The 12,978-nt window shown below is 72.2% G+C and carries 11 protein-coding genes and 1 tRNA gene; 9 read left to right on the forward strand and 3 right to left on the reverse strand.

Annotation, left to right across the window (positions count from 1 at the left end):
- The first annotated feature begins 151 nt into the window (after positions 1 to 151).
- From POL72_RS02660 to infC, 3 genes are all read left to right on the forward strand, one after another.
- A tRNA-Val gene (locus POL72_RS02660) sits at positions 152 to 223 on the forward strand.
- A gap of 33 nt (positions 224 to 256) precedes the next feature.
- Positions 257 to 610: a hypothetical protein gene (locus tag POL72_RS02665; RefSeq protein ID WP_272093403.1), complete on the forward strand. Its 354-nt coding sequence runs from the start codon at positions 257 to 259 to the stop codon at positions 608 to 610.
- 238 nt (positions 611 to 848) lie between these two features.
- On the forward strand, positions 849 to 1,574 hold the full coding sequence (infC, locus tag POL72_RS02670) for a translation initiation factor IF-3 (protein ID WP_272093404.1): 726 nt from the start codon (positions 849 to 851) through the stop codon (positions 1,572 to 1,574).
- Between the two features lie 199 nt (positions 1,575 to 1,773).
- Here infC and POL72_RS02675 read toward each other — a convergent pair whose 3' ends face one another.
- Positions 1,774 to 3,312, reverse strand: a complete 1,539-nt coding sequence (locus tag POL72_RS02675) for a serine/threonine protein kinase (RefSeq protein ID WP_272093405.1) — start codon at positions 3,310 to 3,312, stop codon at positions 1,774 to 1,776.
- Positions 3,313 to 3,494: 182 nt separating this feature from the next.
- Positions 3,495 to 4,181, reverse strand: coding sequence for an SMI1/KNR4 family protein (locus POL72_RS02680; protein WP_272093406.1), 687 nt, complete (start codon positions 4,179 to 4,181; stop codon positions 3,495 to 3,497).
- Positions 4,182 to 4,308: 127 nt separating this feature from the next.
- Between POL72_RS02680 and POL72_RS02685 the strand changes: the two genes are divergently transcribed.
- The 6 genes from POL72_RS02685 to POL72_RS02710 all read left to right on the forward strand — a co-directional run bounded on the left by POL72_RS02685 (position 4,309) and on the right by POL72_RS02710 (position 10,374).
- Positions 4,309 to 4,572, forward strand: a complete 264-nt coding sequence (locus POL72_RS02685) for a hypothetical protein (protein WP_272093407.1) — start codon at positions 4,309 to 4,311, stop codon at positions 4,570 to 4,572.
- Positions 4,569 to 6,185, forward strand: a complete 1,617-nt coding sequence (locus POL72_RS02690) for a hypothetical protein (protein ID WP_272093408.1) — start codon at positions 4,569 to 4,571, stop codon at positions 6,183 to 6,185. The genes POL72_RS02685 and POL72_RS02690 overlap by 4 nt, the downstream gene beginning before the upstream one ends.
- Positions 6,186 to 6,270: 85 nt before the next feature.
- Positions 6,271 to 7,716 carry a hypothetical protein gene (locus tag POL72_RS02695; RefSeq protein WP_272093409.1) on the forward strand — a complete coding sequence of 482 codons (1,446 nt, stop codon included), beginning with the start codon at positions 6,271 to 6,273 and terminating at the stop codon, positions 7,714 to 7,716.
- Positions 7,717 to 7,736: 20 nt separating this feature from the next.
- Complete coding sequence (locus tag POL72_RS02700; protein ID WP_272093410.1) at positions 7,737 to 9,149, forward strand: FAD-dependent oxidoreductase; 1,413 nt, start codon at positions 7,737 to 7,739, stop codon at positions 9,147 to 9,149.
- Positions 9,150 to 9,187: 38 nt separating this feature from the next.
- Positions 9,188 to 9,754 (forward strand): FMN-binding protein, encoded by a 567-nt coding sequence (locus POL72_RS02705; RefSeq protein ID WP_272093411.1) that lies wholly within the window; start codon positions 9,188 to 9,190, stop codon positions 9,752 to 9,754.
- Positions 9,751 to 10,374 (forward strand): Aq_1264-related membrane protein, encoded by a 624-nt coding sequence (locus tag POL72_RS02710; protein ID WP_272093412.1) that lies wholly within the window; start codon positions 9,751 to 9,753, stop codon positions 10,372 to 10,374. The genes POL72_RS02705 and POL72_RS02710 overlap by 4 nt, the downstream gene beginning before the upstream one ends.
- A 203-nt stretch (positions 10,375 to 10,577) precedes the next feature.
- On the opposite strand, the gene glgB is transcribed toward POL72_RS02710, so the two are convergent.
- Positions 10,578 to 12,824 carry a 1,4-alpha-glucan branching protein GlgB gene (gene glgB, locus POL72_RS02715; RefSeq protein ID WP_272093413.1) on the reverse strand — a complete coding sequence of 749 codons (2,247 nt, stop codon included), beginning with the start codon at positions 12,822 to 12,824 and terminating at the stop codon, positions 10,578 to 10,580.
- Between the last annotated feature and the right edge of the window lie 154 nt (positions 12,825 to 12,978).

Below are 12,978 nucleotides of genomic sequence, written 5' to 3' on the forward strand. Positions count from 1 at the left end.
ACGGCCGCCGTCCGAGCCCTTGCACCACGAATCCGTCACCAGGCCGCCACGACAAAAGCGACCCCACGAAACATATCGCTTGACGGACTTCACCCCCCTTGATAGGAGGCGCTCTCCGTTTCGTCGGCATCGGGCCGAGCGGGCGGGACATAGGCGCGTAGCTCAGTGGTAGAGCACTACCTTGACACGGTAGGGGTCGCCGGTTCGAAACCGGCCGCGCCTACAAATCAGCAGGTGACCTAGCCTGCGAGGTTTCATGGCCCTCGATCAGACAGCCCTGGCCGCCTCGGCGGCCCGCACCACGGTGCGCAAGGCTCTCGTGGACGACATCGCCAAGAACCACCCCATCCCCGGCGCCCACGTCAAAGGGCGCCTCATCGATCTTCACACACACTTCCTCTGCGACGACGTGGCCCGGATCGGGCTGGTCCGGACGAGCAATCCGGATGGCCCTTGCGTCGTGCGGCGCTCGACGGAGCACGTCGTGACCGCCCCCGGGTCGCGCGACCTCGAGAAGGACCTCGAGGCGATGCCGTTCGAGGAGCTCGCCGACCGGCGAGCCGCAGCGTGGAAGCTCCCCCGGCGCGCCATGAGCGCATCGGGTTCGTGACCTCCCGCTCCGGCCGGCCCCTCTCGCCCGGCAGGCCCTCCCCCACCCCCGTCCAGCCGGGCACGCCACGGCCCGGAGCGCCCATGCGCCGCGGCGCTCGTCCTGCTTGCCGCCGTTGCCTGCGGCGCAGAGTCGGGCGACATTGTCGTGGTGATGGACGCCACGACCGGGCTCGGTCGCGGAGCGGCGGCCCGTCGCTTTCAAGAGCACAGAACACAAGGAGGCAGCGAAATATCACATGGCGATGAGACGCTTCGACCCTCGGCAGGCCCAGCGGGGGCCGCAGATCCGCATCAACCAGCGCATCCGCGTCCCGGAGATCCGCGTCATCGGCGATGATGGCGAGATGCTCGGCATCATGCAGACCCACGAGGCGCTGCGCCGAGCACAGGAGAAGGGGCTCGACCTCGTCGAGGTCAACCCGAAGGCGGATCCCCCGGTCTGCAAGATCCTCGACTTCGGCAAGTACAAGTACGACGAGAAGAAGAAGGCCCGCGAGGCGAAGCGCAAGCAGAGTGTGGTGGAGATCAAGGAGATCAAGCTCCGTCCCAAGACGGACGACCACGATCTCGAGTTCAAGACCCGGGCTGCGCATCGATTCCTCGGCGCAGGCCACAAGGTGAAGTTCACGGTGCGCTTCCGCGGCCGCGAGATCACCCACCCGGAGAAGGCGCAGGAGCAGCTCGACTGGATCGTCCAGCACTGCGAGGAGATCGCGAACGTCGAGGTGCGCCCCATGATGGAGCAGCGCACGATGACGCTGATGATGGCGCCCAAGCCGGCGATCCTGCAGAAGGTGGCCCAGGCCCGCGCCGCCGCGGAGAAGGCTCGCCAGAAGGCGATCCAGGAAGGGCGCGCCGCTCCTGCCCAGGACGACACGGAGGACGAGGAGATCGAGAAGCTCGAGAGGGAGCTCGAGGAGCAGGACGACGACGACGACGACGAGGCGGAGGGGACCGAGTAACGCATCCGGCGAGAGAGCGCGCCACGACGCCGATCACGGTGCGGCGCGCCTCGCAGGGGCGGCGTGTCATCGTGTGTTGAGGCGTGTTGACGCGTCTTGACGCGCGCTGAGATGCGCCGGGCACCTCGCCGCCGCGCGGCACGCAGCGCGCCCATGGCTCGGCCGTGGGCGCCGCAGGGAGCACGCTCCCTTCGCCGGGTCAGTGCGGGATCAGGCCGCCGAACCACGCGCCTGCGGCGAGGGCGGCGAGCGTGGCGACGAGCAGCACGGCCTTCACCGCGCCGCCCCCGGTCCTGGCTGGAGGGGCCGGATCCGGCTCCAGGTCGCGCGGCGTGGCCGGTACGAGCGGCGCGAGCGGCGGCGGCAAGGGCGGCGCAGGGCGCTGCATCTCGGGTACTGGCTGCGGGGAGGCCAGGGTCGGCACGGCTCGCCTCTCGAGCGGCGGATGCGCCAGCGCAGGCGGCGCGAGCAGCGGCCCCGCGGGCCTGGACGAGGGACCTCCGGATGAAGGGGCAAGCGGAAGGCCGAACCCCGTCTCCTCGAGCGCGGCGAGGTTGCCCTCCTCGACCGACACGGTGGCGAGGGACCGCCGCATGACGTCCTCCCCCGGCGCCGAGAGCTTGTCCCCCGGCGCCGAGAGCTTGATCTCGTCGGCCCATTTGCCGATGTCCTCGAAGGCCGAGATCTTGAGCGGCTCGTTCAGGCGCGTGGTGCTCGGCGCCGCCTTGTCGTCCGGGAGCGACGTGAACTCGAGCAGCGTCTCCTCGATGAGCCTGTCGATGAACGACGCCTTGTCCGACGTGGGGGCCCGCTTCCGGAGCGCCATGGCGCTGCGGACGTGCTCGGCGATGTCGTAGGCGCTGACGGGCCTACCGAACCTGTACAGGAAGGTCGTGAGATCCCGGCCGAGCTCGCGCGCCGAGGCGTAACGTTCCCCGGGATCGCGGGCCAGCGCGCGGGCGATGATGCGATCGAGCTCGGGGGGAACCGCCCTGTTGCTCTCGGAGAGCGTCGGGATCTGGGCCTGCTGCACGAGCTTGACCGTCTGGTAGTCGGTGTCGCCGAGGAAGAGCCGCTTCCCGGAGAGCATCTCCCAGAGGATCGCGCCGAGCGCGAAGATGTCGGTGCGGTGATCGACCTCCTGGCCCTGCGCCGCCTCGGGCGAGAGGTAGCTGAACTTGCCCTTGATGATCCCGGCCTCGCTCTTCTCGAGCTGGCTCGTCGCCTTGGCGAGGCCGAAGTCGACGATCTTCACCTCGCCGTACTTCGTGATGAGCACGTTCGGAGGCGACATGTCCCGGTGGACGATCTGGAGCGGATGCCCGTCGGCCCCCTTGAGCTCGTGGGCGTACGTGAGCCCCTCGCAGAGCTTCGCCGTGATGAACACGGCGGACTCGACCGGGAGGGTGCGGCCGGCCTTGCGCATCGACTCGAGGACCGCCTTGAGGTCGGCGCCGTCGACGTACTCCATCACGATGAAGTACGCGTTGTCGCCGACGCCGATGTCGAACACCTGCGCGACGTTGGAGTGGGAGAGGTGCGCAGACAGCCGCGCTTCGTCGAGGAACATCGCGATGAAGCGCTTCTTCTCGCTGAGGTGCGGGAGCACGCGCTTGATCGCGACCTGCTTCTTGAACCCCTCGATCCCGGCGCTCTCCGCCAGGAAGACCTCGGCCATGCCGCCCGAAGCTAGCCGCTCGATGACCCGGTAGCGCTGCTGCTGGTGGGCATCCGTCATGGTCCACCTAGTACACCACGTCCCACGCTTCGCGCGGAAACAACCGGCTCGTCTTCATCGGAGCCCGCGGTCGAAGCGCGCAAAGAGTGCGGTCTGCGATGATCGCGCACGAGCGCGCCCTGGTCGCGGGACGCAGCCTTACGCGGGCGTCGCAGCGGCCGGGCTCGGGGGGCGAGGCTCGCTCAGCCGGTGAGCGCGCTCCGCAGGAGCGGGCGAGGTGCAGGTGTGAGCGGCACCGCCACCGCGCGCACGCGGCTCCGCGACGCGACCGCGCCGCGCGCGAGCGCCGCGGGCTCGATCTGCGCGACGGCGCGCCTGCGGCGATCGTCCAGCTCCGCGGCGAGCATGTCCTTCACCATGTCGAGGAGCTCCGGGAAGCCCGACAGGCGCAGCCCGACGTCGTTCGTCCAGAGGATGATCTCGAGCTCTCCGTCAGGCGTCCTCGCCTCGGGATCCCACGCGAAGACCGTCTCGGCCGCCGCGTCGATGCCGAACGGGACGAGCGCGCTCCGCGCGCCATAGCGGCCGCGCACGGTCGCCGACGCGCCGTCGCGCTCGCCCGCGCCGCGCACCTCTTCGCCCTCGCAGTGCTCGAGCACCATCCGCCCGACGTCCATGTACGAGCCGCGCGCGAGCGCGCGCACCCCGAGCAGGTTGGCGCCGGCGAACAGCTGCGGCCAGCCGTCGTGCCGCGAGAGCAGCTCCCGATAGCTCGGCGGCAGCGCCATCCCGAGGCGCCGCTCGACGCCGGCGATCGCCTCCTCGGAGGCCCCGGCCGGCGGCGCGATCGGCATTCCCCGCCGTGGATCCATCCGCGCGAGCTCCAGCTTGAGCGCGCGGATGCGGTGCATCGACTCGAGCCACTCCATGCGCGCGACCCTACGCGCGCGGCGCCGGAAGGAGCAAAAAACGAGCGACGCTCCGCCCCGCCGCGCAGGCGCAACCCGGGGGACACACGCGCTTGACAGTCATTGGGGTCAGCGGCACGGTGCTTGCGTGGCTGGCTTGGGCTCCTGGGCATCGCTTCGCTCCGCGTTCGTCGTGGCGGGCGCCACGTTCGTCGTCGCGTCGCTCGCGACCGCGTGCCTCGACTACGCGGGCGAGGAGCTGTTCGATCAATGCGACACGCCGGCGGCGCCGCTCCCCGGCTCGGGGTCCGGCTCGGGCGCCACCACGAGCGCCGGGGCGGCCACCGTGGATCAGCCGGACTGCGGCGCGCCGACGCACGCGCCCGGCTCGGGATCCGGCTCGGGCTCGTGAGGGAGGAGCGGCGCGAGCTCGCCGCGCTCGCCGCGCTCACCGCCGCCGCGCTCGCCTCGCGCCTGCTCTTCCGCATCGATCACGACGAGGACATCGACGCGCTCCGGTTCGCGCTCGGCGTGGAGCGGTTCGACGTGGCCGAGCTCCGCCCGCACGCGCCGTACTACCCCGTGTTCGTCGCGGCGGCGAAGGGGCTCGCGCTGCTCGGCGCGACGCCGCGCGCGGCGCTCGCCCTCGTCAGCGCCGCGTCGGGCGCGGCCACCGTCGCCTTCACCGCCCTGCTCGCGCGCGACGTCGCCGGGCCGCGCGCAGCGGTGTTCGCCGGGGTCCTCGCGCTCGCGTCGCCGTTCCTCTGGCTGTCGTCCGAGAAGCTCCTCAGCGACATGGCCGGCACCGCGACGGTGACCGCGGCGCTCTGGCTGTGCGCCCGCGCGAGGCGCCTCCGCGGCGCGCAGATCGCCGCCCTGGCCGCGCCGCTGGAGACCGCCGCGGAGGCGCGCGCGGCGCGCACGCGCACCTGGGCGCTCGTGCTGCTCGGCGTCGGGCTCGGCGTGCGGCTCTCGTACTTCCCGTTCGCGCTGGCTTGCCTCGCCGTCATCGCCCGCGGCGAGGGCGGCCGCCTCGCGTGGCTCGCGCGCGGCCGCGACCTCGCGGCCGGCGCGCTCGCGTGGCTCGTGCCGCTCGTGCTGATGGCGACGCCGCGCGACCTCGTCGCGACGACGTGGGTCCAGGGGCTCGGGCACTTCACCCGCTGGGGAGGGACGGCGATCACCGTCTCGTCGCCGCTCGATCGCCTCCGCGGCGTGATCTGGGGGATCTGGGCCAACGGGCTCGGCGGCGCGTGGCCTGACGCGCCGGCAGCGCGGTGGCTCGGCGCGCCGCTCCTGATCGCGCTCCTCGCCGCCGGCGCGCTCCGCGTCGCGCCGCTCCGGCGGGCCGCGCGCGCGCTGCGCGAGCAGCCCGAGCTCTGGGCCTCCGCGTTCGCTTATTTCCTCTGGGCGCTCCTCGGGCAAAACATCGCCTACAAGCCGCGGCACTGGCTCCCGCTCGTCCCGCTCCTCCTCGTCGCCATGGCCGCCGGCGCAGCGGCCCTGTCGGCGGCGCGCCCCGCGGCAGAGGGCGCTCCGCGCCGGCGCGCGCTCCACGGCGCCGCGCCCTTCGCCGTCGTCGCGGCCCTCGCGGCGCAGTGGCTCGCCGACGCGATCTCGCTCGCTCGCCAGCACGAGGAGCCCTCGCCGGCGGCCGCGATCGTGCGCTTCCTCCGCGACGCCGGCGCGCCGCCGCGCCCGGTGCTCACGCGCGACCTGGACCGGATGATCCAGGAGGGCGCGCCGGGCCGGTTGCCGGTGCGCGTCCGCGACGACGCCGCGCTCGTCCGCGGCGTCGAGCAGGCCGGGCCGGGAGGCGCGCTCATCACCAGCGAGGCGCTGTCGCAGGAGGCGCGCGACGCGCTCGCACGCCGCGGCTACACGATCGCGATCCGCTTCGCGCGCCCGCGCTCGCGCTACGTCGACGCGCTCTGGAGCGACCTCGCCCTGCTCGAGGCGCTGCCCGCCGGACCTCCGACAGGCGGCGCGCTCTCACGCGCGCCGCGCGGCGCGCCCCCTCGCTGAAAACGAGGTTGACCTCCGTTTTCAGGGGCGCGAAGACTCCCGCCCCTCCGGGCTCCCGGTCCTCGTCATGAAAGCGATCTCGTCCTTGTGGCCTCGCTCCGCGGGCGTCGTCCTCGGCGCGCTGCTGCCTTTCGCCGCCGCTGCGCAGCCCGCGCCTGCCACGCAGCCCGCGCCTGCCACGCAGCCCGCGCCTGCCGCGCAGCCGGCGCCCGCCACGCCGCCCGCGCTTGCCGCGCAGCCGGCGCCCGCCGCCCAACCCGCGCCCACCGCCCAGCCCGCGCCGGACGGCCCGGTCCTCGACCTGCCGCCCGAGCACGCCGCCCCGCCGCCGGAGCCCGGGAAGCCCGCCGTCGGTCTCGGCGCCGGAGAGGCGCCCGAGCACGAGCTCGTCCGCGGCCTGACCGAACAGCGGTTCCGAAGCGCCGGAGCGAGCGCCAGCAGCACCTCCGTCGGCGGCTACGGCGAGGTGCATGTCCGCGGCACGACGACCGGCCGCGAGGGCGAGCGCGCGTGGGTCGCCGACATCCCCCGGCTCGTGCTCTTCGTGGCGCACGAGTTCACCGCCGACATCCGGTCCTATGTCGAGCTCGAGGTGGAGCACTCGATCTCCTGCGCGAGCTGCCCGGGCGCCGCGGAGCTGGAGCAGGCCTACATCGAGTGGAACGCCGTAGGCCGCGCCCTCGGGCTGCGCGCGGGCCTCGTGCTCGTCCCAATGGGGATCATCAACCAGTGGCACGAGCCGCCGGTGTTCCACGGCGTGGCCAGGCCCAAGGTCGACACCCTCGTCATCCCCTCGACGTGGCGCGAGATCGGGATCGGCGCGTTCGGGCAGCCGCTCGACTGGCTGCGCTTCGAGGCCTACGCCATGACCGGCCTCGATCCGCTAGGCTTCCGCGCGGGCGGCCTCGCCGGCGGGCGGCAGAACGGCGGGCTCGCCCGCGCCAACGCGTGGGCGGCCGTCGCGCGCGTCGAGGCCGAGCCGCTGCTCGGCGTCGTCGCAGGCGCGTCGGTGTACGCGAGCGACGCTGGCCCGAACGGCGAGGGCAAGTTCTTCCTTCGCGATGGCACCCCGGTGGATCTCTCGGTCCCGGTCCTCGGCTGGTCGCTCGACGCGCGCTGGCGCAGGAGCGGCCTGGAGACGCGGGTCCTGTTCGCCGAGTGGCACCTGCCCGAGGCGCGCGCCCTGATGGTCTCGTTCAACGAGAGCGGCGCGCCGAACTTCATCGACCCCACGAGCCCCGTGGCCACCCGGATCCGCGGCGGCTATGTCGAGGCCGCGTTCGACGTGCTCCGCCCGCTCGGCGTGGGCCACGAGCTCCTGCCGTTCGCGCGCGTCGAGGCGTACGACACGCAGTCGGCGGTGCCCGAGGGCTACAAGGCCAACGCCTCGTACGGCGTCCGCGAACTCACGCTCGGCGCGTCGTACCGGCCGACCCAGGGGGTCGTCGTGAAGGCCGACTACCAGCTGCGCGACCGCACGCTCGGGTTCGATCAGACGCAGCTCAACCTCGGCCTCGGGTTCATGTACTGAGCGCCGGACGCGGGCACGCCATGTCACTCCGCCCAGACGACGCCGGGCCCGAGCGCCTCGTGGTCGGCGCCGGCATCTCCGGCCTCTACGCCGCGCTGCTGCTCGCGCGGGCCGGCCGGCGCGTGCGCCTCCTCGAGCGCGCGGCGCGGGCCGGCGGGCTCGCCGGCGCCGAGACGTTCCGCGGCCTGCCGTGCGATCTCGGCTCGCACCGGCTCCACCCTGCAGCCCTCGATCAGCCTCTCTTCCGCGAGGTGCACGCGCGCTCCCCGTTCCTCTCGCGCCCGCGACGCGGGGTGCTCGTGCTCGGCGAGCGCCACGTCCCCTACCCGCCGAGCGCGCCCTCGATGCTCCGCGCGCTCGGCCTCCGCGCCGGCGCCGCCATGGGCCTCGGGTTCGTGGCGCAGCGCGGCCGCCGCGCGGCCTTCGCCCGCTGGGAGCACGACCGCGCCCGCGCCGGCGACGACGTCGGCTTCGAGCGGTTCGTGCGCGACCGCGTCGGAGCGGCGGCCTACGCGTCGTTCTACCGGCCGTACGCCGAGAAGGTCTGGGGCATCCCGCCGTCGGAGCTCTCCCAGACCGTCGCGAAGAAGCGGATCAGCACGACGAGCCCGCTCGCGCTGTTCAAGGGGCTCGCCCGCGGTCGCGGCGGCGCCGCGGCGGATCTCGCGCGGTTCATCTACCCGCCGGCGGGCATCTCGTCCCTCATCACGTACCTCGAGGCGCGCCTCGCCGAGGCCGGCGTCCGGGCCGAGTGCGGGACCGCCCTCGGCCTGGCCGGGGCGGGCGCGCGCGCCGGCGCGGCGCCGATCCTGTTCGCCGGTGATCTCGCGGATCTCGTGCCCGACGCGCCCCTCGAGCACCGCGGGCTCTACCTGGTCTACCTGGCGTATCCGCGTGCGCGGCTCGGCGCCCCGGAGACGTACTACTGCCCCGACCCGCGCTTCTGGTTCGGCCGCGTCTCCGAGCTGCAGAACTACGCGCCCGATCTCCGCCGCCCGGGAGAGACGGTGCTGTGCGTCGAGATTCCCGAGGGGGCCTGGGGGAGCGGGCGCGACTTCGCCTCGGGCCCGCCGCTCGAGGCGCTGCTCGATCAGCTCGTACGCGCGGGCATCGCCCCGCGCGGGGGTGGCGCCGCTCGAGGCCCGGCAGCGCTTCGTGCCCCGCGTGTACCCGCTCTACCGGCGCGGCTGGCTGCGGGACTGGCGAGCCGCGATGCGCCGCGCCGCCGCGCTCGGCGTGGTCCCCTTCGGACGGCAGGCGCTCTTCCTGCACTGCAACCTCGATCACTGCGCCGCGATCGCGGCCGACGCGGTGGCGCACGTCGAGGCCGGCCGCAGCCCGGAAGCGTGGGCGCTGAACGCCGAGCGCTACCTGGACGTGCAGGTGCGCGACTGACGCCCGCGCCGCCGGATCCGCCGCCCAAACGCCGTTGACTTTGACTTTCACGAATGACAGCTTCGTCGGAGCCTTGATGCGTCCTTCTCGTGACCTTCGCACCGCCCACTTCGCCGCAGCGGCGGCGCTCACGTTCATCCTGGCGGCGCTGCCCGCCCACGGCGCGACGTACTGGACGGTCCCCGCTGTCCTGAAGAGCTTCTTCGCGAGCTCGAAGAAGGTCGGTTATCGCAAGGTCGTCCTCGGCGACGGGGAGGCGCAGGAGCTCGGCAAGAAGCTGGGTGCGCCGGTCAAGCGCGAGTGGGTGGTGTACGTCGCGGAGTCCGACGGCAAGATCGACGGCTACGCGATCAAGGACGAAGAGAAGGGGATGCACGAGCCGATCGACTTCGCCGTGCAGTTCTCGACGGCCGGCGCGGTGGAGCGCATCGAGATCCTCGAGTACCGCGAGGCGTACGGTGACGAGGTCCGCGGCGATCGCTTCCGCGCCCAGTTCCGCGGCAAGACGGCGGGCGACCCGATCACCGCGGGCAAGGACATCGACATCGTGTCGGGCGCATCCATCTCGTCCCGCTCCGTGGCGCTCGGCGTCAAGCGCGACGCGCTCGTCCTCCAGCTCGCGCTGAAGCGCGGCGGTCTGTGAGGGATTTCACAGCTTCAGCCGGTCGGCTGAGGTCGCTCTCGCTCGGCGCGAAGCTCCTCTACTCGGCGTTCGCGCTCGCGTCGGTCATCGGGCTGCTCGTGTCGTGGCGCCTCTACGGGGCGATGGTGCAGGACGCGGGGGCTGCCGCCTACTACGCGGGCGCGGCGATCGCCGCGCCGCCGCCTGCCCCGACCCAGGCGCCCGCCGCGGCCGGGGGGCCCGCGCTCGATCTGGGCCCGGAGCTCGAGCTCCCTGGAACGCCGGAGCCGCCGCGCGTCCTGGTCGAGCAGATCTCCGAGCGGAAGCTGCTCGAGGTGACCCATTTCCACCTCTTCTCCGTGCCGGTGTACGTGCTGATCCTCGCGCACCTCTGGCTGCTCGCGCGCCTGCCGTCGTGGCTCCACACCGCGGGCGTCGCGGCGGCCGTCGTCGCGAGCGGGCTGCACATCGCGGCGCCCTGGCTCATCCGGAGCGCGCCCGGCGCCGCGGCGCTGATGCCCATCTCTGGCGTGGCGATGCTGCTGTCGCTCGGCGCCATGGCGGTCGTCTCGACCGTGGACATGTGGCTGCCAAGGCGCTCGCGGCGAGGCGAGGCAGCGCCGGCGGACGAGGCCCAGTAAACAGGCGCGCGGAGCGCGCTCGCTCCGATCGTTGGGTACTTTGGCTGAAGGTGGGGTCGTTTGAACCGCCAAGACGCCAAAAGACGCCAAGATTTTTGTGGTTTTCTTGGCGTCTTTCGGCGTCTTGGCGGTCGCATCATTCCGCCACGACCTTCGCTCCGACGAGCGAAGGCGCCCTGGGTGCCAGGGCGCCGGATGAGGCCTCAACCCGGCGCGTCGTGCTCGGGGACGAGCCAGAGCACCCCGAGCGGCGGGAGCGACAGCACGATGGATTGCGGGAACCCGTGGCTGGGGACGTCCTCGACCTGGACGCGACCCAGGTTGCCAACGCCGCTGCCGCCGTACTGGACCGCATCGGTGTTGAGCACCTCCAGGTAGGCGCCGCGCCGCGGGACGCCGATCCGGTACGAATGGCGCGGGACCGGCGTGAAGTTGCCGATGAACACGACGTGCGTGCCCGAGGGCGACATCTGATCTCCCGCGCCGTCGCCGTAGCGGATGAACGAGATCACGGTCTGCATGTGGTCAGTGCAGTCGATCCACCGGAAGCCGTGGTGCTCGTCGTCGAGCTCGTACATCGCCGGATACTTCTTGTAGAGCGCGTTGATCTCCGTCACGAGCCGCTTGAGCCCGGCGTGCTCGGGCACCGAGAGCAGGCCCCAGTCGAGCTCCGTCTTCTCGCTCCACTCGGCGAACTGACCGATCTCGCCGCCCATGAAGAGCAGCTTCTTGCCCGGGTGCGCCCACATGTAGCCGTAGAGCGCGCGCAGGTTCGCCAGCATCTGCCAGTAGTCGCCGGGCATCTTCGAGAGCAGCGCCCGCTTGAGGTGCACGACCTCGTCGTGGCTCAGCGGCAGGAGGAACTTCTCGGAGAAGGCATAGATGAGCCCGAACGTGAGCTGGTGGTAGTGGAAGGCGCGGTGGATGGGCTCGTGCTTGAAGAAGTCGAGCGTGTCGTGCATCCACCCCATGTTCCACTTGAAGTCGAAGCCGAGCCCGCCGACGTACGTCGCGTGGGTCACCGACGGCCAGGCGGTGGACTCCTCCGCGCAGAGGATCGCGCCCGGACAGCGCTCGTGCACCCGGTTCGACAGCTCCCGGATGAAGTCGATGGCCTCGATGTTCTCGCGGCCGCCATACCGGTTCGGCACCCAGTCGCCGCCCTGCGCGGCGTAGTCGAGGTAGAGCATCGAGGCGACGGCGTCGACCCGCAGGCCGTCGATGTGGAACTCGTCGAGCCAGTAAAGCGCGTTGGCCACAAGGAAGTTCCGCACCTCGTGGCGGCCGTAGTTGAAGATGTACGTGTTCCACTCGCGGTGCTCGCCGAGGCGCGGATCGAGGTGCTCGTAGAGCGCCGTGCCGTCGAACCGCCCGAGCGCCCACGCGTCCTTCGGGAAGTGCGCGGGGGTCCAGTCGAGGATCACGCCGATCCCCCGCTGGTGGCAGCGGTCGATGAAGTAGCGGAGGTCGTCGGGATCGCCGAAGCGGCTGGTCGGGGCGAAGTAGCCCGCCACCTGGTAGCCCCACGATCCGTCGAAGGGGTGCTCCATGACCGGCATGAGCTCGATGTGCGTGAAGCCGAGCTCGGCCACGTACTCGACGAGGTGATCGGCGAGCTCGCGGTACGTCATCCAGCGCATCCCGCCCTCGTACGGCGGGCCGTCGCCCGGAACGCGCCGCCAGGAGCCGGCGTGGACCTCGTAGATCGTGATCGGCTTCTTGCGGGAGTCGAGCTTGCCGCGCTCCTGCATCCAGTCGCCGTCCTGGAACGAGTAGCGGCTCGTGTAGACGCGCGAGGCGGTGGCCGGCCGGAGCTCCATCGCCTGGGCGACGGGATCGGTCTTCACCGTGATGTGCCCCTCCGGCGTCTTGATCTCGTACTTGTAGAGCGCGCCCTCGCCGAGGCCCGGGATGAAGATCTCCCAGAAGCCCTCGCCCATCCGGCGCATCGCGTGGCGGCGGCCGTCCCATTGGTTGAAGTCGCCGATGACGCTCACCCGCCGCGCGTTCGGGGCCCAGACGGCGAACGACGTCCCGGAGACCCCGTCCACCTCGCGCACGTGCGCGCCGAGGACGCGGTAGAGCTCCCAGTGCCGCCCCTCGGCCAGGAGGTGGCGATCGATGTCCCCGAGCGTCGGCGGCATGGAGTACGGGTCGAGCTCCACCGAGGAGTTGCCGTCCGCGAAGCGGAGCTCGAGCTGGTACCTGAAGCGTCCGTCCGCGGGGTAGGACACGCCGGAGAAGCGCGCCTCGAAGAGGCCCGCGGGGTGGACGCGCTCCATCGGCTGCTTCCGGAGCCTGGGGTCGGCCGGGACCACCGCGATCTCGGTGGCGTCCGGTCGAAAGACGCGGACCACCAGGTCGTCCTCGTCTTCGTGCGCGCCGAGCACGTGGTGCGGATCCGGATGCTCGACTGCCGCGATGAGATCGAGTTCTCGTTGTTCCAACATGTCGGGGTCCGGCTATAGCGGCTCCTCTCGCCGACGTCATGCCGAGAGTCCGCCCGAGACGCCGACCCGGCTCACCCGGGCACACCGGCGCGGCCCGCGGCGCCGGTCCCCCCTGGCGCAACCACGGTGTGCTCACCATTTGTCCGCAACGCAA

This window comes from Sorangium aterium, assembly GCF_028368935.1.
Taxonomy (GTDB): domain Bacteria; phylum Myxococcota_A; class Polyangia; order Polyangiales; family Polyangiaceae; genus Sorangium; species Sorangium atrum.